This window comes from Leptospira mtsangambouensis, assembly GCF_004770475.1.
GTDB classification, from domain to species: Bacteria; Spirochaetota; Leptospiria; order Leptospirales; family Leptospiraceae; genus Leptospira_A; species Leptospira_A mtsangambouensis.
The window spans coordinates 837,784-862,413 of record NZ_RQHK01000017.1 but is presented as its reverse complement, the minus strand read 5'-3'; the positions used below and the strand labels follow the sequence as shown (position 1 = coordinate 862,413).

The window sequence follows — 24,630 nt, the reverse complement described above, 5'->3', positions numbered from 1 at the left end:
TATAGAACAAAAGGTAAAAGAGTAGATTCTAAATTAGTCATTGATTTCTCAGATCATTCGGAAAAATCTTTCTCTATGAAAGATTTTTTCCTTAGAAACAATGCTTATCATATTTGGGCCACAAATCTTTTGTATGACTCGATAGGTACTTTATCAGATGAAGATTACAAAAAAGACGTAGGTTTATTTTTTAAATCCATTCATGGGACCCTCAACCATTTGTTGCTTGTCGAAAAAGTATGGTATTCACGACTGATAGGTGAAGTCTACATCCCATCTTCTTTAGCAGAAGAACTTGAGTCCAATCGCCAAACATTAAAAATTCGAATGAGCGAAAGTTTAGAATTATGGAATTCTTGGCTCAGAGGCCTTGACAATTCAATTTGGGAAACTCTCTTTCGTTATAAAACAATGAGAGGGTTTGAAGCAGAACTTATTTTTTGTGATGTGGTCCAACATAATTTTAACCACAGGACACACCACCGAGGACAAATCACTGCCGCCATCACCCAGCTAGGTGGCAAATCTCCAGAAATTGATTATGTATTTTATCTCCAAACGAAAGGAAAATAGTATGTGGAATCCATCAAAAAAAACAAGGACCTTAACAAGCAGAATCTTAATCGTTTTATTTTCAATGACAATGGTCTTTCATATCTTGGCTCTTTTGCAAGTGATTCCGTTCCAATACCTTTGGGGAGGAAGACTCAGCAGTGTAGAAGAAATGTATGTCATGGAATCGGTTTCTCTTTTGGTAAATACTTTCTTTTTATGGTCAAGTTTTCAGTATGTTCGTTACTTAAACCAAGGTTTGGTGCCGATCTGGATCAGAATTGTTTTTGGATTCATTGGAACAATATTTTTACTGAATACTTTAGGGAATCTAGTTGCCGTCACCGATTTAGAAACTTTACTGGCAACACCGGTCACAGCATTTTTATCGGTAATTTGTTTCTCATTGGTACCAAAATATGAAAATCAGACAAGCGAACTATAAAGACGTATCCAAAATTTCCCCTGTTTTCGATGAATACAGACAATTCTATGGACAACCAACTAACATAACTGGTGCAAATCGATTTTTGCAAGACAGAATGGAACATGCACAATCCATTATCTTTCTAGCAGAAGATCCAGATAGTGGAGAGATCGCAGGATTTACACAACTTTATCCAGTATTCTCTTCTATTTCCATGCAAAGATCTTATCTCTTAAATGACCTCTTTGTAAAAAATAAATTCCGTAAACAAGGAATCGCCAAACAACTGATTGCGGAAGCCAAATCTTTTACCAAATCAAATTCAGGAAAAGGATTGGAACTTTCCACTTCTACCCACAACAAAGAAGCTCGAGCATTGTATACAAAAGAAGGTTTTGAACAAGAAACAGAATTTTTGACATATTTCTGGAAGTCTGTTTAATTTTTTAGGAGATCGTCACTATGTACATTCCCGAACATTTTCAAATGGAAACCGAATTCATTTACCAATCCATTGAGGAAAACCCTTTTTCGGTATTAGTATCTGATTCAGAGAATGGGCTGGTGGCGACACATTTACCTCTCCTACTTTCGGACGACAAACAAAAATTAGTTGGTCATTTTGCAAAACCAAACCCACAGAAAGGAAGTGTTGGCAAAGAAGTTCTTTGTATTTTTTCTGGCCCACATTGTTACATCTCCCCTTCTTGGTATGAAACTGAAAGAGCAGTTCCCACATGGAATTTCACCGCTGTCCATGTGAAAGGAATCTTAAATATCGTGGATGATCCAGAAAAAATCCAAAAAAGTTTGTTTGCTATTGTCCAACGTTTCGAACCAAAAGATTCTAAATACCAGATCGAATCAGTAGATACCAATTACATCGAAGGATTAAAAAAAGGAATTGTTCCTTTTGAAATCCAAATCACTCATATTGAAGGCAAACAAAAACTCAGCCAAAATCATTCGGTAGAACGCCGGAATCTGGTGATATCAAATTTAGATTTGTTGCCCGGAGAAAATGAAAAAGCGATTGCATCTTTAATGAGAAAAAACCTAATTCAATAATCTTACAGTCCATTCATTGTAAGTTGTCGCCTCATTTTCTATTGTTGTTTTAATTTAGAAATTTAGATTACGAATTTAACCTTGAAACTAGAATTAAATGTAAGAGTCACACCTGAGATTGCATCCAATCCAGACCATTTGTTGCAGTTTGTATCCAAACAAAACAAAATTCCAAAATCCGATATCAAACATATTGAATGTACTTCTCGTTCCATAGATGCCAGACAAAAAAATGTAGTTTTCCAATTAAGATTGGATGTATATATAAATGAAGACTTCATTCCTCTCGAATATCCAACTCCTCACTTTCCTAACGTAAGTTTAGAAGAACCCGTGATTATCATTGGCGCAGGACCTGCTGGACTCTTTGCCGCCTTACGTGTCTTAGAGTTAGGAAAAAAACCAATCATCTTAGAACGTGGGAAAAATGTGAAAGAACGAGTGGAAGACCTGAGAGGGATCAACGTACATCACATTGTCAACGAAGATTCCAATTATTGTTTTGGAGAAGGAGGAGCCGGAACCTATTCGGATGGTAAACTCTATACACGATCGAAAAAACGTGGGAACATCCGAAAAGTTTTAGAATATCTAGTCACCTTCGGTGCCACAAAACAAATATTAGTTGACGCACATCCTCATATCGGGACAAACAAACTCCCTCGTATCATCCAAAACATCAGAGAGTGCATTCTAGCAGCTGGTGGAGAAATTCATTTTAAAACTCGGATTACAGATTTAATTCTCTCAGGAAGTTTTATTACTGGAGTAAAATCTAACTCTGGAGAAAAGTGGATGGCCAAAAACGTAATCATCGCCACTGGCCATTCTGGTAGAGAGATGTTCCAACTTCTTTATGAAAAAGGAATACAAATCCAAACAAAACCACTTGCCATTGGAGTAAGAGTCGAACATCCACAAAGTTTAATTGATTCCATCCAATACCATTGTGATGTCAAAAATCCACTTCTTCCCGCTTCCGAGTATTCTCTTGTCAAACAAATCAATGGTAGAGGTGTATATAGCTTTTGTATGTGTCCTGGCGGTGTGATTGCCCCTTGTGCCACAAAACCAGGCGAAGTAGTCACCAATGGTTGGTCAAGTGCTGAACGTTCTAGGCCCACAGCAAACTCTGGAATCGTCGTAGAACTTCGATTTGACGATTTTAAACCATTCGAATCCTATGGAGTATTTTCAGCACTGCAGTACCAAGCCTCAATCGAACAAAGAGCTTTTGTTATGAATGGGGGAACACAAAAAGCACCTGCACAAAGAATGGTTGATTTTACACAAAACAAAATATCAAGCGACCTTCCCAAAACATCTTATACACCGGGACTCGTTTCTGTTTCCTTATCAGAATTACTTCCTCCACTCATTGCAGATTCCTTAAAAAAAGGATTTCAAGAATTTGAATCATCAATGAAAGGATACTTCACAAATGAAGCCATTATTCATGCGCCAGAAACTCGAACATCATCACCCATTCAAGTTCCAAGAAATCCCGATACATTAGAACACATACAAATCAAGGGTTTGTTTCCTTGCGGAGAAGGCGCAGGATATGCAGGAGGAATTGTCTCAGCAGCCATTGATGGAATGAAATGTGCTGAAGCTGCAATTACCGGTAGTTTTACAAAATAAAAATGAAATTCATACGTCACCACCTGCCTTCATTGATTTTATGGTTGGTGGTATTTTATTTTTTATCGGAAAGATCCATCTTTCGTTACCGACATATGGGTGCGGGTGTGGATATCGGACTTTTTGAAAATTTATTCTACAATATCATTCATCACGCAAAGGCTGTTACTTCCCTCGGTGTTGATGGCAAAATTCACCATTACTTTGCAGACCATATCAATTGGTACATTTACCCTTTATCATTGTTATATTTATTTTTTCCCTTTGTTGAAAGTTTACTCATATTCCAAGCCTTTGTTTTGAGTGTTCCGATATTAATTCTTCCCTTTTTTAAGGGAGAAGGTATATTTCAATGGATTTATCCTTTGTTATATGCCTTATTCCTTCCGATTTATTGGATTCAAATTTTTGACTTTCATCCCGAAGTGATATGGATTCCTCTCTTCTTTTTATTTTACTATTTTTGGAAACAAAAATCAAAATATTGGGTTCTATTTTTTGTATTAAGTCTTCTTGTAAAAGAAGAATGCGCCTTGGTTTGGATTGTGTTTGCTTTAACAGAATGGCGCTCCAATCAAAAACAAAGTTTAAAGATTGGAATTTTATCCTTAGTTTATTTTGTAATTGCTATCGTCCTTCTAAGCGGTATACAAAACTCCACAACAAACATTCCAATGCCTGCTCATTGGGAACGTTACCAAAATCCAATTTTAGCGTTACAAAATTTACATTTGTTTCCTTATTTATTTTTATTCTTAAACATACCGTTTTTATTTTTACATTTCAAAAACAAACTAATCCTTTGTTTGTTACCTTATCTTTTGTATTCTATTACCTCTTCCTTTGAAGTAAACAAAACCCCATTCACCCATCATAGCTTTATTGCAATTCCCATCATTATGATTGGCTTTATGGAAAGTGTAGAAAATATTCATTCCAAAAACAAACGATTGTTTGTTTATTTATCCTTAACCGTTTCCATTTTTCTGTTCCTTTTCCTCGGACCATTGACTAAGTCCTATTCGTACAGAAAGGAATTTATGAACCCGGATCATTCAGGAACAGACTACAAAACTCTGCGTGGCCTATTTGTCGATAAAACCATTGTTTCCAATATACCCCAATACCTTTCTAACCGAACGACCGTTACTTTATTTTTAGCTAATCAAAAACCTACAGAGGATTATTTTGTATATTACCATTTCCCCGCAGACCCAAAAATCTTCCCAATCCCCTCTGGATACGAATGGAAAGAAACAATAACAGACCGAATACAAATCTTTAAACGTAAGAAAATTGATTGATTCATCGAACAAAACAATTATTCTAAATACCTGAAAAATGAAATCAATCGCTTCCATTATTTTATTCTTTATCTTCATCAATTGTTCCGTTGACTTACGACAGGTCCCACCCCCATCACCAAATGGAAATACAAATCGATTACAAACCAACTTACCCTTAGTCATCGGCAAATTTGAAATCCTTTCTGCAGATCGTGGCGTATATACCGATGCATGGAGAATGGCTTGGAAAGGTCACTTAACATCTTCAGGTTTGTTCCCAAATGTAGTCACAGACCTTGGCACCGAAACGATAACCGAATATTATACGATTGATGTGGAAATGAAATCCAACTTTCAAGATAAATACAATTGGTGGTATAGTTGGCCTGTTTTGTGGCCCTTTACAGGAATATGGCCTATCCAATTTCGAGAAGGAGAATATACTGTAGAATTCAAATACAAATTATTCAAAAACAAATCCATCATCAAAGAAGAAACAATTACAAAGAATGGAAATACTTCTCAATTTTTATTTGGACTTTATAAAGTCAGAAACTTCCACCGTATGATTGAGGAAACAAACTTAGAAGCTGTTAGAACATGTATCCAAAATTTATCCGAATCATTATAGTTTTAAATCTTTTTAGCTTTGTAGGATGTGTAAGTATTCCATTCAATCCTGCAAATCATACTGAAGAATGTTTGGCATATTATTACCAAACCAAACGGCAGGTCACAGAAGTGTTTGATGAAAACACTTTATCGCTAGGGCTTGTAATCACCTTATCCCTACTCAACTCTGCATTTTCACCTATCTTTCTTCTACCAATACTTAGCACACCTTACATTCATTATAAAAACAAAGTGAAATCAGATGAAATACTGACCCAATGGAAAACAGAAAGGTGCGGAATTCGAACAATGAATTCAGAAGGTAATAAACCTCGACCAACGGATCTTTAAAAATTCAAAAATTTCATTGTATCACCCAATAGAAGACCAATCTGTAATCTAAGTTGGATCAAATCATAACGATTTTGAATTTCATTTCGCATAACATCTCGAAGACGTCTATCTACCGTTTGTAGTTCAATGATGGAAGCAGATCCAGTTTTATATGCCTTTTCCATAATCTGATAGTTTTCCTCCGCAATTCGTTTACTTTCACGGGAAATATCATATAACTCAACTAGATTGTTATGTTGTTGTATTAGCTCAAAGAGATACAAACCAGTATTCTCTTTTAAAAATTGAGATTGAGACTTTGCTAACTTGATTTCAACTTTTGATTTATCAAATTCATTTTTTGATAACCAGCGATTGAATAAAGGAAATCTAAAACCAAAATTTCCGCCTACGTTAAAATCCGCATCTGAAGACCTAGCATAACGGCTAAAATCGTTCCTACTATAATCGTAAACTTCCATAGAATTTGCCCAGGTCCCACTCAAACCTGAAAAGGATTCACGACTGGATTGATTATAAACGTTTACAAAAAAATCAGGGACCCATAGTTCATTAAACCGAACCAATTTCTGTATCTCTAAAATTTTTACCTGATTGATAGTTAAAATAATATCAAAGTTTAATTCAGAAAGATTCTTTTCGTATTCCGAAAGAGTTTCTTCCAAAGGTAGAATTTTATATTCACGTTCAGGAATTTGTTTTAAAGCAACGTCTTTTAATAAAAACTTTCTTCGAAAAATTGACTGACTTTTTTGTTGGTCTAATCTAGATTTAATAGCATTGTATTTGTAAAAGAAATAATCCACCTTCGAGTTTTGTGTGACTAAATAAGATTCAATTCCTTGTTTATAGAGTTTTTGAACCGTCTGGAATTGTTTGTCTGCATCCGTTTCATTAGAAAAATCATAATTATAAAAAGCCAATAGTTTTAACGTTTCTGCATATTGGAAAGCCTGGTCGAATAATTCTTTTTGGTATAAGGCTCGGTATTCCAATAAAAGACGTTCATATTCCAATTCCAAGATCATATTGGTTAAAACCGTATTTCCTTGGTCCTGAAAATTCCAATTTAAATTTAAGGTTGTGCTCCAACCTTTTCGATTGTATCCATCGCCCCTCAAAGCTTCGTAAAAAGGAGAATGTTCTAAATTAACAGAAGGTAAATAGCGTAAATTTTTTGAATCGATATCGACTTTTTTACGTTCGATTTCCATTTCCTTTAATTTTAATTCATAGGATTTTTCACCAACTAACTTTGGTAAGTCATAAAAATCTACGGTCTCGGACCATAAATAAATCCCAGGAGCAAAAAAAAGAAAAAATAAAAAGATATGTCGATTGATACGAAGCACTATCTCAATTATCGGATGGCTTCCTGTTTGGAATGAAGTAATTGGTAAATTCCACTCTTAGAAAGTAACTCTTTGTGTGTCCCTTTTCCTTCTAATTTTCCACGTTCTAAGACAAAAATTTGGTCATAATTGCGGATTGTATCCAATCGATGGGCAACAGTAATAATGGTAGAATCGGTGAAGACAGAATTGATATGAGACAGAATTCTTGCTTCTGTTTCTTTATCCAACGAAGAGGTTGGTTCATCCAATAATAATAAACTGGGTTTTTGTAAAAACAATCGAGCAAGCGAAACTCTTTGTTTTTGACCACCGGAAAAAATAAAACCTCGTTCCGAAATTTCCGTATCATAACCAAGCGGTAGTTTGACGATATCATCATGTATGCAAGCAAGTTTCGCCGCATCCACTACTTCGCTGAGAGTTGCCTCTGGTTTTGTGATTGAAATGTTTTCTCGAACTGTACCTGCAATCAGAGGATTTTCCTGAAATAAAACACCTATCTTTGTTCGCAAACTAGGCAACCAAACTTCATCCAAAGAAACATCATCAATGATGATCTCACCTTCTTGTGGTTTGTATAACCCAAGAATCAATTTTAGTATAGTCGATTTTCCACTACCACTTCGTCCCACAAAGGCGACTTTTTTACCAGCTTGGATTTTGATATTTAAATTTCGAATTCCAGATTCAGGTTTCAGGGTATCATACGAAAAACTTAGATTATTAAATTCGATATTACCTTTCACTTCGGGTAAATCAACTTTAAACAAATTATCACGATCTGTAATTTCGCTATCCAAAGATTCAAAACTGCGCAACCTGTTCCAAGACACGTTGGCTTTTTGAAATTTCAAAAAATCGCTATATAAGGATACAAGAGGATTTCGAATATAGGCAACTAGTCCAATGATTGCATAAAGAGTTCCCAATGTCAATTTGTCATTTAGAATGAGAATACTACCAACTAACATAACAATAACTACTGTGATTTGTTTAAAAAATTCAGTATTTGTAAAAAGTAAGTTAGAGTAAAACAATTTCTTACCTTCCGAATTTAATTGAGCCGTCAGCCGCTTTTCAAAGTCCCAACGATGAGAATAAGTAGCACCCAAATTTTTAATTGTCTCAAATCCGTTGATTGTTTCGATGAAGTAACTTAGGGTTTCTGATTTTTTCAATGATTCTTTTTTAGTTTCTTCAATGACTTTCGGTGTCAGCGCACGAAGAATTAACATCTCTGGTAAAATCAAAAATCCAATGATAATCAATAACACCGGTGAAAGGAAAAGAAAAATAAAAAATACAAGTGAGCTGAAAATCAAATCAAAAAATTTCATTGCTCCTTGATCTGAAAAAAACAAAATTACCGATTCAATTTCTTCCCAACGATTTAAAATTTCTCCCTTACGATTTCTTTCAAAAAATGAAATAGGTAATGAAATCAATTTAACCAAAAACCGAATTGCAATTGTTTGATTAACACGATTGCTAGTAAAAAAAATTACATTTGATCTAAAATACGAAAGAAAGGATTGAGAAAAACTAAGTAAAACAACTGCGATGATGACAGGAAAAAAAAACTCTTTATTCTCTTGTAACAAAACTGCATCTATCAAATACAAATTGACCAATGGAATAAAAACTTCTAAACCCTTAATCACAAAACTAGCAACAATTCCTGCTTTTAAATATTTAATTGCCGGCAAAAAGTATTCTGCCAACCCAGAAAAAAATTTATTCTTCCATTCCCACTTTTGATCTGGTTTTTGTTTAGGGATAAAATAGATAACTACATTAGAAGACTTCTGCTCCCAATCTTCCCTTGAAAGGTTTACTTCCCCAAACTCAGGATCCAAAATCTGAACTCTTTTTTTCTCAATCGCTTTTACGATAACATATTTAGAATTTTCGATAAATCCAATCGTTGGAATATTCGTTAATTCTAATTCATGTTCTTTCCAATTTACAAAATAACAATCCCCCTTCTCTTCCCCAAAACTATTTTTCCAATGGTTTGGCCTGATGTCAGGATCAAAGTCAGGAAATGTAGGATCAGCATCATAATCTGCAAATGAAAATCCCCAATAACGGAAAATCATTTTTCGACATGCATCGCCTGATTGTGACTTTCCATCTTGTAATATAAAAGGAAAACTGATTTGGTTTCTGAGTGGTGGCGAAAATTTTAACTTTGGTAAAAAATGAAATTTGTCTTCTTCATAAATGTTCGAAGCTTCATAGATATCCTCTTCCGAACCGTCACCTAAGTTTAATTTTCTTTCGCTCATAATGGAGCGAATTGTAATTAATAAACTTTCTGATTTTTTAAAAAACTGACTCGCATCTTTTGATGAAAGTTCATAAACAAAACTATCCTCTACTGCAGTAACGGTTGCATTCCGTGCTTTTTTTTCCAAAACCCCCATTTCACCTAACACAGAACCTGCTTCGACAAATGAAAAATAATCTTTCTGCCAAGTGGATTTAGTAACTTTGAATCGACCCGATCGAATAAAAAACAAGGAAGAACTTTTACTTCCCTCTTTGATTAAAATTTGCCCAGAACTAACTTTTCGTTTAATCAGTACTTTGGCCAAATCTTGAATTTCAAGATTTGATAATTTTCTAAAATATGGATGTATTCTTAGTTCATCTCGAAGTTGAATGTTTTCTTTATATTCAACCCATAACTGTTTTCTCTTTTTGTCGGATTCAATAAATTTTAAAAACTGAATTGGGGATAATGCTCTAACCTTTGAATTTTCTTCTATTTGAAAAAGTTGTTTTTTCAATGAATCAGAAGTGAATTCTGCAATGCCATAAAAAGAACCTTCCGTTAAGGTTTTTATTAATAGTTCTTTTTCATTGATTTTTAATTTAACCTGAATTCTTCCTGTTTCTACGATGAGCATAGGAGTTAGTTCATATTCACTTCCCCCTACTCGGTCATTTGCTACGAAAGACCTAAATTCAAATAATCCAAGAAACTTTTTAAAATCCTCCGCAGATAGTTTGGATAAAAACTCATCCTCAGCAACTAACTTAGAAATTTCTTTTGTATTTTTCTTCAAAATTAATTCCTAGGATCCGCATAACGAAATAAAATTTGATAAATACTCTTCCGATCAATGATAATGTCGGCCATAACTTTCAAACCAGGAAACAATTGAAATTCTTTACCATCTTGGTTCAAATCTTGTGTTCCCAAAATCAATACTACTGAAAATGAATCCTTTTCTTTTGTATTGGGGATAATTTGAGAAACAGTCCCTTCCACTACACCAAAATCATTCTGATGAAAGGCTTTAACTTTAATTACAGATGATAAACCAATCCGAACTGCTCCAATATCTTTGCTACTGACCTCAACAATGGCCTCTAATGGTTGACCTTCTTCCATTAACGAAGCGACCGTTTGACCTCTGATTATATTCTGCCCAACGTTATTTACAGAAAGTTCGCCAATAATTCCAGAAAAAGGCATTCGAATAATAGCATTAGCTACTCGTTCTCTTTTTAACTTTGTGTCCCCTCTAAGACTTGAAATAATATTCTCTTCTCTTTGGATCTCATCTTTTAAATTTCCAAATTCCTCATTAAACTCTAACAAACTTTGATCATAAATAAATTTTGCTCCAACACCATTCTGAAAATCCATATGAGCTTTTTTTAAGCTTACAAATTTATTTAAAACTCCACCAGATAAAGCAGAACCGGAATTGTTTTCCAAATTATAGGCTAAGTTTTTTAAAATTTTCTCTGCTTCTCGTTTGTTTCGTACAAGCCTTTGTAATTTTTTTTCTTCATAGTCTAAGTTATTGGCATCTTTCGATAATTCAATTTGTTGTTCGGAAAATTCTAACTCCATAATGGGATCTCCTTTTTTAAGAAAGTCCCCTGATTTTACATATAAATTTGTAAGAGTTCCAGTTTCTAAAGCTTCCACTACATGGTAGTTCCCTTTTGGCCGAATCGACCCTGATGCTTGAACAATAACATCTACTTTCCCAAATACTAAGAACAAAACAAAACATAGAAAAAATATTGTGAGTAGATAAATTCCTTTTCTTTCCCAATTTGGTGCAGGGTGTTTTAATAACTCATCATAATAGGATGCAGAATGTCTTGATTCCCAATTAGAATCAGTTTCTTTTATGTTTTTAAATTTTTTAAACATCATTATCCCCTTCGCTTAATGTTGGGAACAAATGATAATAAAATCCTTTTGTTGTAATTAACTCCGCATGAGTTCCCATCTCAACAATACGCCCTTCATCTAACACAATGATCTTATCAGCACTTACCGTACTATGGAGTCTATGCGAAATTTGAATGACAGTTCTATCTTGGAATACAGTTTCCCATTGTGATTGGATATGCGATTCTGTTTCGGAATCTAAAGCAGAAGTGGGCTCATCCAAAAACAAAATACTCGGATTTGTAACAAGTGCCCTTGCGATTGCCAATCGTTGCCTTTGTCCACCTGAGAGTCCAATTCCCGATTCTCCAATTTTTGTTTCATACTTCATTGGAAATCGATCTACAAAGTGATCTACCGAAGCTAACTTTGCACCAGCGAGTAATGATTCTTGATTCAATGATGGATTTTTTTTAGATAAATTCTCGGCAATTGTACCCGAAAATAATATGGGATTCTGTTCGACGGCACCAAATTGTATTCTTACTTCTTCCGGATCTAGGGTGGAAAGATCAAAGGAATCAACAAAAACCTTTCCTTTCGTGGGCGATAATGTACCCATCATGATTCGCATTAAAGTTGATTTTCCACAACCACTCCTCCCTACGATCGCAATCTTTTCACCTGCTTCAATTTCCAAATTGATATCAGAAAGTATATTAGGGCTTGTTTCCGTATAACGAAAACTAATATGGTCTAAGGTAATTTTTCCTGTCAATCTTGGTAATTCACCAAACGGACGTTGGCTGACGATTTCTCCAGGTAACGAATAAATCTCCGTAAGGCGCATTCTCGACTCTCTCAGTTCACTTAAATCTTCATATACATGACAAAGCCGAACAATAGGCTCCATAAGAAGGGAATACAAAACAAGGAAAGCTAAAAAACTTCCCAGTGTAAGTGTTTCAGCTAACACATCACTGACACCAAAGGCAATCACAGAAATTAAACCAATTTGTTCAAAAAACTTACTCATCAACTCCAATATATGTACTCGTTTTCCAACTCGTAGGTTGGTGAGAATGGTTCTTGCAATTTCATTTAACCCCTTAGAAAGATACCGACTTTCCATAGCAGCTGCTTTGATCAATGGCATCCCAGCAAATAAGGAAAGAAAAAAGGAAGTTGTTTTCTTTTTGGATTCAAAACTATGTTTTTGTAATTTTTTAATTTTTGCACTCGATCGAACTACAAATAAGGAATAAATGACTAAAAAGAAAAGACCAACAAAAGTAAGACTTATATCTAATCGAAATAAAATAAAAAGATAAATTGGTAATGTCACCAAATCCAATATCAAAAATAATCCAGATCTTTGAGTAATCTCGAGTATTCTTTGATTTTCTTTTAACCTTTGAGTAAAGTCTCCAGTTTCAAATTTTCTAAATTCAGGTAAGGTTAAATTCAATATATGTTGAAAAAATCGAACAAAATAATTGTATTCCAAACTTTGCATAAGACCAATTGCGATCAAATTGCGGAATAGAGAAAATAATGTTTGGAAAAATATTGCAAGTGCAACACCAAATACTATGGTAAACAAAAAGTTTCTGTCTGAAAAAACCAATACCTGATCTACCACCTGACGGATCAAATACGGTAATGATAAAGTCAATAAAGCTGAAAAAACAGTTGCTACCAAAATCCAACGGATTTCTCTTTTTTGAGGGCTGAACAACAATCTAAGTTCTTTGAAAAAACTAATCAAACTCACATCGGCTGACATAGCCGCAGGTGCTGGAGAAAACTGAAGAACCACCCCATCCCAGATATTCAAAAATTGAGAAATAGAAAGTTCATACACACCTTTGATAGGATGAGAGATCAGAACTGCATCTAAATCTTTATCATATAAATACAAAAGACAAGGTACACTTTCATCATCAGTAATAAAAACTGGATTTTCTAATTCAGAAAGTTGATCTGTGATTAGGTGTTGTTGTTTTGTTAAAAAACCTAATTTTTCTAATTCGATTGCTAATTCAAAAATACCGGGAACAATATTTCTGCTTAATTCGTTTTTAATTCTGATTTTCCAGTTGGCCGGCAAAGGTTTATCAAAGGTTCTTAATGCCAATTCTGAACAAACCAAACCTGCTAAAGTCATTTGGTCTGTTGTAACCTGTTCTATAAAAATCTTTTTGGTGGCCTTTCTAAATTCAAAACGTTTTGAAACAAAAGGCCGTATCGTGTTTTCTTCTTTTTCTTTTGCCTTGTATGTCGAATAACGAAGTAAACGCGATTGAACAATTTCTTCTAACTTGTTTCCTTTTTCAACTCCAATGACCTTACGAAAAATAGATCCAGGAATTTTATATAAATCGGAATCTTCTGAAGCAACGGCACTCGCCAATCGTTTCTGTTGTTTGAAGATAGCAATTTCACCTAAGATATCTCCTGAACGCATAATCGAGATAATTTTCCTTGGATTTTCTGTCCGAATCTGAATTTTTCCTGATCGAACAATGTATGCGGCATCTCCGTCTTCGCCTTCGGCAAAAATAAAATCCCCTTGCCCAACTTTTACCAACTGGATGGACTTTAGAATGAGTTTGATCTCTTCTGGAGATAATTCATCAAAGAAACTAAGTTTACGTACGTAATGAAATTTTTCTTGTTCTTCTTCTCTGTGTTTTGCTTTCTCAGCAATTTCAGGATGCGATTCAACTAACTTTAAAAAACGAGATGTAGGTAGGAGTAAAACAATCGAAGGTTCTAAAGCATAATAATCATGTTTTGATGGGGTTTTAGTCAGCGTGATTCTTTCCCCTATCGACTCACCAACTTCGACAAAAGCATATCTTCCTAAACTTAGATCCTGTTTGTTTTGTTTCATTCCAAATCTGCCTGTTAAGACAAAATGGATGTGATCGGGCATTTGGTTGGCTTTGATTAAATGTTGCCCTAAGCGAACAAAACGTACTTCGATATAAGGGAGCAGGTTTTCCCGTTCGACTTCGTCGAGCTCCGCAAGTAAATAATTACTGCGAAACACAGTGCGGATTTTTTCAAGATTTCGCCTAACTTCCGATTGCATTTAATGATCCGCTAAATGTGGATTTGAGGCTCTAGGAAACACCATTCCAAAGAGGATTCCAAATCCATGCATTACTACTAACATCGACGAAAATCGACTGAGTCCTAAGCAGATATTGGTATTTTACATCCGAGAAGTCCTCCTTCCACCTGGCAGAAATCACTGCCGGGGAAAGGTCCAAGCTGACAACTCGGAAGTTTTCTAAACTAGAAGGTTATGCTTTGGGATTTTCTAAAACGATGGCAATCCCTTGTCCACCACCAATACAAAGTGAGGCAACTCCGTATTTGACTCCTCGTCTTTGCATCTCTAATGCCAATGTCAAAGTCACACGGTTTCCAGAAGCTCCGAGTGGATGTCCAATCGCAACGGCACCACCATTCACATTGGTAATTTTAGGATCAAGTCCTAGTTCTTTTTGGACTGCTAAGTACTGTGCGGCAAACGCTTCGTTTACTTCTACAAGACCAACATCCTTCAAACTAATTCCGGCTTTTTGTAAAGCAGCAGGGATGGCAACAGCAGGACCAATTCCCATCTTAGCGGGATCACAACCAGCATGTCCCCATGACTTCACAATGGCCAAAGGTTCTTTACCTAATTTTTTTGCTTGGGAAGCAGAAGCCACAATCAATGCGGATGCTCCATCATTGATTCCGGATGCGTTTCCAGCAGTGACGGTTCCATCTTTTTTGAAAGCAGGTTTCAATGTTGCTAATTTTGTAGCACCGGCTTTTCCTTTGATGAACTCATCTTTATCAAACACAATTGGATTTTTTCCATTAATCGTAATGGGATGAATTTCTTCTTTTAAGATACCTTTGTTTGTTGCTTCTTCTGCTCTTTCTTGTGAAGTCGCAGCCCAAAGATCTTGTTCTTCTCTAGAGATTTTATATTGGTCAGATAAATTTTCTGCAGTCATTCCCATCGGAAGTTCAACATAAATATCTGTTAAACCAGTTGCCAATGAATCTTCAAATTCAGAATTTCCATAACGAACTCCAAATCTTGCATTACGTACCACATAAGGTGCGTTACTCATGGATTCAACACCGCCAGCAAGAACTGTATGTGCCTCACCTAACATAATTTTTTTTGCCGCTTGGATGACTGCTTCCATTCCCGAACCACAAAGTCTGTTGAGGGTGAGTGCAGGGCTTGCAATCGGAACACCAGATTTCAAACCAATGTGTCGTGCTAAATAGATTCCGTCTTTTCCTGTGGGAATGACATTCCCAAAAATACTTTCTTCAATGAGAGAAGGATCCACACCGGTTTTTTGAAGTGCGGCTTTGGAGACTTCCACTCCAAGGTCTACGGCACTCATATCTTTGAGAGTTCCGCCAAAACTACCGAATGCGGATCTGAGTCCGCCCAAAATATAAACTTGTTCCATAGATACCAGGAATGGTCAAATTTAGTCACCTGTCAGCTAAGAATTGAAATTTCACTTGAAAGGGAACCGGAGATGGATAGACTTCCTGCATGAATCGAGAACCCATGTTCGGCCTGGAAACCGGCTTTTTATCCAAACAAACCGCAGGTCTGATTCGCGGAATCCTCCAAAAACGTTATTCAATCGGCAATACGACTGTTCCTTTGTTCTCTTCCCCTTCTCCGCTCTATCCGGGTTTGGACCTTATCTCAGACAAGGGAAACCAAACTCTCCAAAAACGATTGGTTGTGGGAAGCATTCGTATGGGTTACGGCCACCACCGCATGGCGCTCTCTGTTTATTCTCATTCTTTAAAAAAACAAATTCCCACATACTTACATGACCTTCTTGCCATCCAATCCCCAGAAGCCACTGCGATCGCCGACATCGATTCCGGTTATAGTTATTTTTCAAGATTGAGTGCAGAGATTGGGGGACCGGTGGAATGGCTTTGGGGTGGGCTTATGTCCCAAGGAAATCTCACTTCTCTGGAACTTTCATGCCAACTGGCAGAATTATATAAGGGGCTTATGAATGGTATTCCGACAGACTCGCCAGTCATCACCACATATCCGTTAAATGGTCAAATTGCAGCTGCCTCTGGATTTCAAAAAATAATCCATCTCGTTTGTGATAACTTTCCGCAGTATTATTTATTGGTACCGAAAGCACTCAACCTAGTCCAATCTCCTTCCTCCTATTCCAAGTTTATCCAGATGGGTGTTCCCAAAGAAAACATAGCTGTGGCTGGACATTGGGTTTCTGAAGAGATTGTATCAAACGCAGTGACTGATAGTGAAAATCGAGTTCGTAGGATTGATGCGAATAAATGTCGAAGGTTTCTCATCCCCATTGGAGGAGCCGGTGCCCAAAAAGGTTATGTATTAGATTTAATACGACTCTCAAAAAAACACCTACTGAACAAAAAGGCTGTTTTTTGGATCAATACAGGAGATCATACAAAAGTTTTAAAAGCGATTGAAGAATTTCTGATTGTCCAAAAGATTCCTTATCTTTCGATCAATGTTTGGGAAGATTTGATTCAGTTTATTGGACGACATCCATTACGTTCTGAAGATAACGAAAACAATCCACCGGTTGTATTATTTCATTTTCCTTCACATACAGAAGCTTTTTCTGCCACTGACAGATTGATTCGTGTTTCTGATGTTCTTGTGACAAAACCATCGGAACTTGCCTTTTATCCAGTTCCCAAACTTTTTATTCGCAGAGTGGGTGATCATGAAGCTGCCTCAGTGGTTCGTTCCTTAGAACTTGGGGAAGGTACTGTGGAATGTAGAGAGGCCAGTCATGCAAAAGAACTCATTCACATATTTACCGAATCGGATGATTTGTTACTGCGGATGAACGAGTCTGTAATCAGAAATACTTTGGAAGGAATCTATAACGGAAGCAAGGCGGCTGTCGAAATGGCAACCGCAAATTAAGTTAGTTTAAGTAGAAAACTTTTTTTCTAGTTCTTGTCTGGTTGATTCCCATATCGCCGCAATTTTTTTTCCTTCTTCCACAGAGGCGTCAATCTCACCGGTTTTTGCAAAGGCTTCTGCTTTGACCACAACCTCTGAAAGAGCTGCCAAACCAAAATTGGCTGCAACACCTTTGATTTGGTGTAACTCTGCTTGTAAGTCCTTCGGTTCTTTGGAGACCAAAAGACGGTTTAGATTTTCTATCCGAGTTGCCATGTTTTCCAAAAGAGAGGTGATCATCTCTTTTAACCAGGCCCGGTCCTCAGGATCATTCATGTCCACTAAAGATTCTATACGCAACCAATCGATTAGCAAGTTACACCACCCTACCAAAAGAAAACAGACGCACAAAAGCGTGTAAATTACATTTTAAAAAATCATTTGCATGCCTTCCGAATCGGTTTTTTTTGTAAAACACTATGAAAATTCACCCCACTGCCATCATCGATCCAAAGGCGGAACTCCATGAGTCCGTAGAAGTTGGACCGTTTTGTATCATTGAGAAAGATGTCAAAATCGGAGAAGGAACCGTCATCGAATCCCATGTCAAAATCCTATCAGGAACAAGGATCGGTAAGTTCAACAAACTATCTTCGGGGGGAAGTTACGGCGGATTGCCTCAAGATTTAGCCTTCAAACCGGAAACAAAGACCTATTTGGAAATTGGAGACCATAATCATTTTCGGGAAAATGTCATTTTGCACCGAGGAACCGTAGAAGGAAAAGCTACAACCATTGGAAATCATAACTATCTTATGGGAAATGTCCACCTTGCTCACGATGTGATCGTTGGTGACCATAACATTATGGTCCAAAACACAATGCTTGCAGGCCATGTTGTCATTGGTCATAAAGTTTTTATATCTGGTTCCGTTGGTGTCCACCAATTTGTGCGAGTATCTGATTATGCAATGTTAGCTGGTCTAACAAAGGTAGTAAAAGATGTTCCTCCTTATGCAACAGTAGATGGACACCCTGGTTCCGTTGTGAGTTTAAATGTTGTCGGTATGAAACGTGCCGGTATTTCTGCAGATGTTCGTTTGGCAATCAAACGTGTTTACAAAGTAATTTATCACAGTGGCCTTAATACCAAACAAGCTCTTACAGAACTCAAAAAAGATACAAACCCAGCACCTGAAGTTCAAAAGATCATTGAATTCTTTGAAACAAGCAAACGTGGAGTAGTCGATCACCGTTTTGTATCTGGTGGATCTGACGAAGAATGAGAGTGCTCGTTACCGGGGGAGCCGGTTACATTGGAAGCCATATTGTTTTAGAACTGATGGAACTTGGCCATGAAATCCTCGTTGTGGACGATATGGAGAAAGGTAACGAAGCAAATTTGTTTCCTGGAAATGAGTTCATTAAAGGGGAAATCCAAAACCCCGAAATTTTAAAACAAACTTTCGCAAAAAAGATTGATGCTGTGTTTCACTTTGCGGCATGGAAGGCCGCCGGTGAATCCATGACAGATCCACTTAAGTATACAATGAACAACTTAAATGGAACCTTCACCTTGTTAGATGCAATGGTAAAGTATGGATGTAAGTATTTTGTTTTTTCTTCTTCTGCAGCTGTTTATGGAGCACCAAAATATCTTCCGATCGATGAAAAACATCCTTTGAATCCAGAAAATTACTATGGATATACAAAGTTATGTATCGAAGAAAACTTAGAGTGGTTTGATAAATTAAAAGGTTTAAAATCGGCTCGATTGCGTTATTTCAATGCTGCTGGTTACGATCCAAAAGGTAGAATCAAAGGAATCGAAAAAACTCCTGCTAATTTATTACCCATCATCATGGAAGCTGCCTCCGGAATTCGCAACGGTTATGAAATTTTTGGAACCGATTATGATACTGAGGATGGAACCTGTGTTCGTGACTACATCCATGTTTCTGATTTAGCAAAGGCCCATGTTTTGGCACTAAACTACATCATGTCGAAAAACGAAAGTTTAACGGTTAATTTAGGTTCGGAATCTGGATATTCGGTGAAAGAAATGGCTGACCTTTCGGAAAAAGTAGTAGGAAAAACCATTTCTCACAAAACAGGCCCTAGGCGAGCAGGAGACCCTGCAAAACTTTTAGCATCTTCTGCAAAAGCAAGAGAACTCCTCAATTGGAAACCAGAACACAGCGATGCTAAAACTCTGCTTTCTAGTATGTGGAATCTTTATAAAAACTTATAAAGAAGGACTCTGAATTTTTTCACAATCCGGGTTTATGGAACGAACATAATCCAAAGCCCGGTCTCCAAGAACTTCAGCCCCTAAAAAACTTCCGTTCAATTGAATCTCACCTGAAGAGAATCCCTTAATCCATTCTTTTGCTAATTGATTGGAGATAGGAGCATAAGACCAATGCCATTTTTCTTCTTGGTATCCTTTATTGTTCCTTGTCGATAAACTACTGTAAGGTTGGCAAAACCCATATTTGGATGCATTTTGTTTTAGCCAATCATAAAGGATTTTTCCTTTTCCCTTATCTTCAAAATAAGCATTATCTAATGCATTGATATCAAAATCGGTTCCCCAGTGATGACGAGAAGTTCCTGGAGCACTGGAAAATTCCAAAATCAAACCGATGATCTCTTCTTGCGATTTTCCATTGATGGGAAGACGCATTGCCTTTTTACCAGTGAACTTTGATTCCCAAATTCCTTTTTGGTGGCTAAAATTGCGAAACGAAGATACCAAAAAGATATGTTGTTTGTAAGAAGTTGGTTTAGAATCTTCAAAATCATTTACCATTTGATGGAGAGCTTTTTTGACTTCTGGACGAAGGAAATGTTCTTTTTCATTTTCCTCTAAGATAACGGGTGCTAGTGGGCCTGGTGAATTAAACTTACCTGTCAGATAAACTGTTTTTTCAATTCCTAAATACAAATCTGTTTTGGAAGGTTTGACAGGTTTTTCTCCGCAGACCAAAAAGAAAGAAACAAACAAAAGGGAAATATACTTAGTTCGCAACATAGTTAAGTTCATTAAAAATTTTAGGATTAATTCGCAAATAAAAATTTGCCTTCACTGAATCTTGTACTCAATTCAGTCAGTTCAGTAGGATCATCCAATGGAAAAGAAGAAGCATCCTCTTTGGCTTCATCGAGTAAACTCCGATCTGTCACTAAATCGGCAATTTTAAATTCAGGTAACCCACTTTGTTTGACACCAAGAAGTTCTCCCGGCCCCCGGATCGCCAAATCCTTTTCAGCCAAAAAATATCCATCATTGGAAGTAACAAGTGCTTCTAAACGATCTTTTCCTTCATCACTGATAAAATCACCCGTCATCAAAATACAAAAACTTTCGATATCACTTCGACCAACACGACCACGTAACTGGTGTAATTGGGAGATTCCAAACCGGTCAGCATGTTCTACAACCAAAATGGTTGCATTGGGTACATCAACCCCCACTTCTACCACAGTGGTAGTGACAAGGATTTGGATTTCTCCCGATTTGAATTTTTCCATCACTGATTCTTTTTCGGCACTTTTCATTTTCCCATGTAACAAACCAATTTTTAGATCAGGGAAAACATTTGTTCTTAAGTTTTCATAAGCGACTGTACAGGATTCTAAATCTACCTTTTCCGATTCTTCCACTAAAGGATAAACAATATAACATTGTCTACCTGAACCAACATATTTACGAATCGAATTATAAACTCCTGTCCTTCGATCTTCCTTGTACCAACGAGTGTCAATGGGTTTACGGCCTTTGGGTTTTGTTTTGATATTAACTAAAGTTAAATCACCATATAAAGTTAGGCAAAGAGTTCGAGGAATCGGTGTGGCCGTCATTGCCAAAATATCGGGATTTTTTCCTTTGGAACGTATGGTTTCTCTTTGGTCCACACCAAACTTATGTTGTTCATCAATCACAACAAGCCCAAGGTCAGAAAAAACTACATCTTCTTGCAGTAGGGAATGTGTTCCTATGATGATATTGGATTCACCAGTTTTGATCCTTGCCAATTTTTCCAAACGTGTTTTTTTATTTTCACCACCAAGCAGAAGTTCAATGCCAAGAAAAGGCATGTTTCCCATAAATTTATAAATGGTTTGGTAATGTTGGCGTGCCAAAATTTCTGTAGGTGCTAAAAAAACCACTTGGATATGATTATCGATATAATGAAGACCAATGAGTAAGGCTGTTATGGTTTTTCCAGAGCCCACATCCCCTTGGAGTAAAAAGGCTGCCGGGGAATCGGAACCTGTCTGTGACAAAATCGTATTGACTGCTATTTTTTGGTCTTCCGTCAACTCGAAGGGAAGATTTTTTTCCAAATTTTCCCTGGAAGGAGATTTGGGAAGTGGCCAAAGCATACGTTTTACTTTTTGCCTTTCTCTTTGTTTATAAAGAAGGAGTCTTTGAAAATAAAAAAATTCTTCGTAAGCAAATCTTTTCCGTGCAATTTGTACGGCTTCCATCGTTTCCGGAAAATGGATTTCATGAAAAGCTTTATCACGACCAAGTAACTCTCGTTTTTTGACAAGTTTCTGTGGAAGATTTTCAGCGATACTTCCTCCTTCCAAAACTTGAAACATCAATTTTCGTAGCCCCTTAGAATCAAGACCTTCTTCTTTGAGCGCTTCTGTCGACGGATAAAGAGGAATGATGCGACCTGCATGGATGGAATCTTCTGGATCATCTTTGTCAGATAAAAATTCATATTCAGGATGTAGAATCTGATAACCTTTGAAATATTCTAGTTTTCCAGAAACCACAACCTTTCTATCCACGGTAAAGATCTTATGAAAAAAATTCACACCACGAAAAAAAACCAAATTGATACGTTCATTGTTTAGGGTTCTAAATCCAACGAGTAACCTACTTTTTTTTCCATGAACAATATAACTATCAGCGATGGTTCCAAGGAGAGTGACCACATCCCCTTGTTTTAAAATAATATCTTTTGTAAAGTTACGATCCAAATAACGACGTGGAAAATACGTAAGCAGTTCAAAATAAGTTGAGATTCCATGTTCTAAAAGAACTGACTTTCGTTTTGGTCCTATTCCTTTTAGCGAAGATAAACTTTGTGATAAATCAAGTCCCTGTTTCATAGTTCATCCGTAGGTTTAGGAGGTCCAAATCCATTGTCACTTGTTTCAGAAGAATTCGTTGTATTCTTTTCGGAATCCAAAATCAAATAACAGTATTTACATCCGTAAATTTGGGCCTGTTTTTTCCCTTCACTGTTTGTATAAGCAGAAATGGCAGCATATAAAAATTCGTTTTTGTTTAATACCGTCCCACAAACAGGGCATAGGCGAAGCCTGGGAAGATTCGGATCTTTTTCTTTTCCGTATACTTTTCTTGGATCCCCAACTCGTAAGTTGCCTTCCTTTGCGAGTCGTTCCTTTTCTTTTTTGTCTAAACTTTGGTTGTCAACGGCTGACAGTGCATACAGAAAGAAAGCCACTGTAAATAGGACACCACAAATCGTTAGAAAGGTGACCATCTAATTGCCTCGGATATAATCTTCGGAACTCACTGTGGAAATCGGGTTTTGTGAAATTAACTTCAATTCTTTTTCTGAACAATCCACTTCAATCAAAGTATGCCAATCCTCTCCTCGCAATTGGCAAAGATTAGATTGAACTACTTTTTTCCCTTCCATAAGAATTTCGGCATAATATCCGCCTTCTTGAAATCCATGTAAAGAGTCCACAGCACCAAAGTTAGATGGATTGATAAAAACAGTATTTCTAGTTTTTTTGATTCCCTGGTCTTCGTGTACATGACCAGAAACCACAAGAGAAGGAGATTCATCATCTAAATAACGACGAATTCCTTGGCTTCCACATTTTCCAACTCCGGGGATATTGTCAAAATAACCATAGGCTGGATTATGAATCCAACAAATGTCGGGGAGTTCTTCTCGGAAAAAATCTTCTGGTTCACTATAGTTTTTTCCGTTCTTTGTGTACTCATGGAAAACAACCGTTAGTTTCTCAGGGATTCCAGAAGTCCAGATGGGTGCGCCGCCATATCCAGAAACTTTTAAGTTATTAAAATCAAAACTTTTTCTATGAACTTCGCGTTGGTATAATTCGGTATACTGTAAATCCAAATCATAATTTCCCGGCAAACAATAAACAGGTGATTTTGCATATTTGATAATTAGCTTTTCGATGATCTCATATTTTTCTTTCATCGTTTTGGCAGCAAGTTTATACAAGTCACGATATTTTTGTGATTTTTCTACAATGGCAGTAGAATATTTTTCTGGAAAACGAATGGCATGAGTTGTAAAATCAAAAGGAGTGGAATCATCTTTTCTTTCCGTTAACAAATAATATAACTCTTCTTGGACTCCACAAAAATCGATGATACGATCAAATGAAAAAAAAGCCTTATATATAATATCTCCGGAAAACAAATATAAATCTGCAGCAGTGGATTGCAGAATTCGTTTTAGACCATGAAGTCCATCATGGATATCCGTTAGATAAATGATTTTCATTTATTCATTTTCCCATAGTAACATCTGAATGTCTCGATCTTCTTCGATATAATCGATCTTTAAATATTCAGGTCCAAAAAAATCAACAAGAGGTTTTAGAATGGTGGATGATCTTACAAATATATACAATTCGTTGTTGTCACCAATGATGTATTGGATATCAATTTTTCCCGCAATGGAAGGAACTAAATTAAGAAAATAATTCAAATCAAAAAGAATTTCCCATTGTAGGCCTGTGATTGATAAAATATGAGGGGCAGCATTTAAGATGGATTCAAATACCTTTTTTTTGTGAAAAGGATCTACCTTACCAAACCACCTAACAAAGTCAAAACGTCTTGGTTTCGTATCCCAAACCCGATACCCAACAATCTTTAACCGTGCTTTGTTGTCTTTGACCGATACCGGTTTCAAACGTACCCGGTAGTGAATGGATTCTACGTTCAAAAAACGGGCAATCCAGAGCCATCCCATTCGGTAAACTCCGGTCAATATGACTTCACCCTTGGCAGAAGAGACATCCAAACTCTCTAAATCAGGATCTTCGGCAATGATCTCAGTTGCTATGACCTTTCGTAAGCTACCTAAAAGTAAGGTAACTTTATAATTACTCTTTGGGACCACTTTGGGTGGTAAAAAGAGATTTAGAGGATTGAAACGGAGAAGATCCGTTAAAAGCATATTTTAATTTTTATTTTCTAT

22 protein-coding genes are annotated in these 24,630 nt (G+C 36.5%); 11 read left to right on the top strand and 11 right to left on the bottom strand.

All coding sequences use genetic code 11. From position 1 onward, the window contains the following. Positions 1-75: 75 nt before the first annotated feature. From EHR01_RS16545 to EHR01_RS16510, 8 genes are all read left to right on the top strand, one after another. A complete protein-coding gene (locus tag EHR01_RS16545; protein WP_135696333.1) occupies positions 76-573 on the top strand; it encodes a DinB family protein in 498 nt (165 codons plus the stop codon). A gap of 1 nt (position 574) precedes the next feature. Next, positions 575-997, top strand: coding sequence for a hypothetical protein (locus EHR01_RS16540; protein ID WP_135696330.1), 423 nt, complete (start codon positions 575-577; stop codon positions 995-997). Next, positions 972-1,421, top strand: a complete 450-nt coding sequence (locus tag EHR01_RS16535; protein ID WP_135696326.1) for a GNAT family N-acetyltransferase — start codon at positions 972-974, stop codon at positions 1,419-1,421. The genes EHR01_RS16540 and EHR01_RS16535 overlap by 26 nt, the downstream gene beginning before the upstream one ends. A 20-nt stretch (positions 1,422-1,441) precedes the next feature. Then, positions 1,442-2,047: an FMN-binding negative transcriptional regulator gene (locus EHR01_RS16530; RefSeq protein WP_135696323.1), complete on the top strand. Its 606-nt coding sequence runs from the start codon at positions 1,442-1,444 to the stop codon at positions 2,045-2,047. An 81-nt stretch (positions 2,048-2,128) separates the two neighbouring features. Next, the gene (locus tag EHR01_RS16525; protein ID WP_135696320.1) at positions 2,129-3,691 is read left to right on the top strand and encodes an NAD(P)/FAD-dependent oxidoreductase; all 1,563 of its coding nucleotides are present in this window, start codon (positions 2,129-2,131) and stop codon (positions 3,689-3,691) included. Positions 3,692-3,693: 2 nt separating this feature from the next. Further along, complete coding sequence (locus EHR01_RS16520) at positions 3,694-4,995, top strand: DUF2079 domain-containing protein (RefSeq protein WP_135696317.1); 1,302 nt, start codon at positions 3,694-3,696, stop codon at positions 4,993-4,995. A 37-nt stretch (positions 4,996-5,032) separates the two neighbouring features. After that, complete coding sequence (locus tag EHR01_RS16515) at positions 5,033-5,608, top strand: LBF_2127 family putative lipoprotein (protein WP_135696314.1); 576 nt, start codon at positions 5,033-5,035, stop codon at positions 5,606-5,608. Then, positions 5,578-5,940 carry a hypothetical protein gene (locus EHR01_RS16510; RefSeq protein ID WP_135696311.1) on the top strand — a complete coding sequence of 121 codons (363 nt, stop codon included), beginning with the start codon at positions 5,578-5,580 and terminating at the stop codon, positions 5,938-5,940. Before EHR01_RS16515 ends, EHR01_RS16510 begins: the two co-directional genes overlap by 31 nt. On the opposite strand, the gene EHR01_RS16505 is transcribed toward EHR01_RS16510, so the two are convergent. The 5 genes from EHR01_RS16505 to EHR01_RS16485 all read right to left on the bottom strand — a co-directional run bounded on the left by EHR01_RS16505 (position 5,937) and on the right by EHR01_RS16485 (position 15,929). Next, the gene (locus tag EHR01_RS16505) at positions 5,937-7,295 is read right to left on the bottom strand and encodes a TolC family protein (RefSeq protein WP_135696308.1); all 1,359 of its coding nucleotides are present in this window, start codon (positions 7,293-7,295) and stop codon (positions 5,937-5,939) included. The genes EHR01_RS16510 and EHR01_RS16505 overlap by 4 nt on opposite strands. Positions 7,296-7,303: 8 nt before the next feature. Continuing rightward, positions 7,304-10,369, bottom strand: a complete 3,066-nt coding sequence (locus tag EHR01_RS16500; RefSeq protein ID WP_135696305.1) for an ATP-binding cassette domain-containing protein — start codon at positions 10,367-10,369, stop codon at positions 7,304-7,306. Between the two features lie 2 nt (positions 10,370-10,371). Continuing rightward, positions 10,372-11,478 carry a beta-barrel domain-containing protein gene (locus tag EHR01_RS16495; protein ID WP_244310158.1) on the bottom strand — a complete coding sequence of 369 codons (1,107 nt, stop codon included), beginning with the start codon at positions 11,476-11,478 and terminating at the stop codon, positions 10,372-10,374. Beyond that, positions 11,468-14,533 (bottom strand): peptidase domain-containing ABC transporter, encoded by a 3,066-nt coding sequence (locus EHR01_RS16490; RefSeq protein WP_135696302.1) that lies wholly within the window; start codon positions 14,531-14,533, stop codon positions 11,468-11,470. Before EHR01_RS16490 ends, EHR01_RS16495 begins: the two co-directional genes overlap by 11 nt. Before the next feature lie 214 nt (positions 14,534-14,747). Continuing rightward, positions 14,748-15,929: an acetyl-CoA C-acetyltransferase gene (locus EHR01_RS16485; protein ID WP_135696299.1), complete on the bottom strand. Its 1,182-nt coding sequence runs from the start codon at positions 15,927-15,929 to the stop codon at positions 14,748-14,750. 89 nt (positions 15,930-16,018) lie between these two features. Between EHR01_RS16485 and EHR01_RS16480 the strand changes: the two genes are divergently transcribed. Continuing rightward, complete coding sequence (locus EHR01_RS16480) at positions 16,019-17,416, top strand: DUF6938 domain-containing protein (RefSeq protein WP_135696296.1); 1,398 nt, start codon at positions 16,019-16,021, stop codon at positions 17,414-17,416. A gap of 6 nt (positions 17,417-17,422) precedes the next feature. Here EHR01_RS16480 and EHR01_RS16475 read toward each other — a convergent pair whose 3' ends face one another. Beyond that, positions 17,423-17,731, bottom strand: coding sequence for an Hpt domain-containing protein (locus tag EHR01_RS16475; RefSeq protein ID WP_100719194.1), 309 nt, complete (start codon positions 17,729-17,731; stop codon positions 17,423-17,425). Between the two features lie 143 nt (positions 17,732-17,874). Here EHR01_RS16475 and lpxA point away from each other — a divergent pair, with 143 nt between their 5' ends. Next, complete coding sequence (lpxA, locus tag EHR01_RS16470) at positions 17,875-18,681, top strand: acyl-ACP--UDP-N-acetylglucosamine O-acyltransferase (protein ID WP_135696294.1); 807 nt, start codon at positions 17,875-17,877, stop codon at positions 18,679-18,681. Beyond that, on the top strand, positions 18,678-19,646 hold the full coding sequence (gene galE, locus EHR01_RS16465) for a UDP-glucose 4-epimerase GalE (RefSeq protein WP_135696291.1): 969 nt from the start codon (positions 18,678-18,680) through the stop codon (positions 19,644-19,646). The genes lpxA and galE overlap by 4 nt, the downstream gene beginning before the upstream one ends. Here galE and EHR01_RS16460 read toward each other — a convergent pair. The 5 genes from EHR01_RS16460 to EHR01_RS16440 are packed head-to-tail and all read right to left on the bottom strand — an operon-like array spanning position 19,641 to position 24,609. Continuing rightward, complete coding sequence (locus tag EHR01_RS16460) at positions 19,641-20,429, bottom strand: M15 family metallopeptidase (protein ID WP_135697415.1); 789 nt, start codon at positions 20,427-20,429, stop codon at positions 19,641-19,643. The genes galE and EHR01_RS16460 overlap by 6 nt on opposite strands. 26 nt (positions 20,430-20,455) lie before the next feature. Further along, a complete protein-coding gene (recG, locus tag EHR01_RS16455; protein ID WP_135696288.1) occupies positions 20,456-22,525 on the bottom strand; it encodes an ATP-dependent DNA helicase RecG in 2,070 nt (689 codons plus the stop codon). Then, a complete protein-coding gene (locus EHR01_RS16450) occupies positions 22,522-22,923 on the bottom strand; it encodes a hypothetical protein (protein WP_135696286.1) in 402 nt (133 codons plus the stop codon). The genes recG and EHR01_RS16450 overlap by 4 nt, the downstream gene beginning before the upstream one ends. Continuing rightward, positions 22,924-23,928 carry a metallophosphoesterase family protein gene (locus tag EHR01_RS16445; protein ID WP_135696283.1) on the bottom strand — a complete coding sequence of 335 codons (1,005 nt, stop codon included), beginning with the start codon at positions 23,926-23,928 and terminating at the stop codon, positions 22,924-22,926. Beyond that, positions 23,929-24,609, bottom strand: a complete 681-nt coding sequence (locus EHR01_RS16440; RefSeq protein ID WP_135696280.1) for a hypothetical protein — start codon at positions 24,607-24,609, stop codon at positions 23,929-23,931. It abuts the gene before it with no gap. Positions 24,610-24,630: the final 21 nt, after the last annotated feature.

Excerpts from the sequence above, each read along its gene's own strand:
- galE (WP_135696291.1), top strand. The coding sequence starts at position 18,678 with ATGAGAGTGCTCGTTACCGGGGGAGCCGGTTACATTGGAAGCCATATT.
- EHR01_RS16545 (WP_135696333.1), top strand. The coding sequence starts at position 76 with ATGAAAGATTTTTTCCTTAGAAACAATGCTTATCATATTTGGGCCACA.
- EHR01_RS16440 (WP_135696280.1), bottom strand. The coding sequence starts at position 24,609 with ATGCTTTTAACGGATCTTCTCCGTTTCAATCCTCTAAATCTCTTTTTA.
- EHR01_RS16540 (WP_135696330.1), top strand. The coding sequence starts at position 575 with ATGTGGAATCCATCAAAAAAAACAAGGACCTTAACAAGCAGAATCTTA.
- EHR01_RS16520 (WP_135696317.1), top strand. The coding sequence starts at position 3,694 with ATGAAATTCATACGTCACCACCTGCCTTCATTGATTTTATGGTTGGTG.
- EHR01_RS16515 (WP_135696314.1), top strand. The coding sequence starts at position 5,033 with ATGAAATCAATCGCTTCCATTATTTTATTCTTTATCTTCATCAATTGT.
- recG (WP_135696288.1), bottom strand. The coding sequence starts at position 22,525 with ATGAAACAGGGACTTGATTTATCACAAAGTTTATCTTCGCTAAAAGGA.
- EHR01_RS16450 (WP_135696286.1), bottom strand. The coding sequence starts at position 22,923 with ATGGTCACCTTTCTAACGATTTGTGGTGTCCTATTTACAGTGGCTTTC.
- EHR01_RS16445 (WP_135696283.1), bottom strand. The coding sequence starts at position 23,928 with ATGAAAATCATTTATCTAACGGATATCCATGATGGACTTCATGGTCTA.
- EHR01_RS16475 (WP_100719194.1), bottom strand. The coding sequence starts at position 17,731 with ATGAATGATCCTGAGGACCGGGCCTGGTTAAAAGAGATGATCACCTCT.
- EHR01_RS16480 (WP_135696296.1), top strand. The coding sequence starts at position 16,019 with ATGAATCGAGAACCCATGTTCGGCCTGGAAACCGGCTTTTTATCCAAA.
- lpxA (WP_135696294.1), top strand. The coding sequence starts at position 17,875 with ATGAAAATTCACCCCACTGCCATCATCGATCCAAAGGCGGAACTCCAT.
- EHR01_RS16495 (WP_244310158.1), bottom strand. The coding sequence starts at position 11,478 with ATGATGTTTAAAAAATTTAAAAACATAAAAGAAACTGATTCTAATTGG.
- EHR01_RS16510 (WP_135696311.1), top strand. The coding sequence starts at position 5,578 with ATGTATCCAAAATTTATCCGAATCATTATAGTTTTAAATCTTTTTAGC.
- EHR01_RS16535 (WP_135696326.1), top strand. The coding sequence starts at position 972 with ATGAAAATCAGACAAGCGAACTATAAAGACGTATCCAAAATTTCCCCT.
- EHR01_RS16530 (WP_135696323.1), top strand. The coding sequence starts at position 1,442 with ATGTACATTCCCGAACATTTTCAAATGGAAACCGAATTCATTTACCAA.
- EHR01_RS16460 (WP_135697415.1), bottom strand. The coding sequence starts at position 20,429 with ATGTTGCGAACTAAGTATATTTCCCTTTTGTTTGTTTCTTTCTTTTTG.
- EHR01_RS16485 (WP_135696299.1), bottom strand. The coding sequence starts at position 15,929 with ATGGAACAAGTTTATATTTTGGGCGGACTCAGATCCGCATTCGGTAGT.
- EHR01_RS16490 (WP_135696302.1), bottom strand. The coding sequence starts at position 14,533 with ATGCAATCGGAAGTTAGGCGAAATCTTGAAAAAATCCGCACTGTGTTT.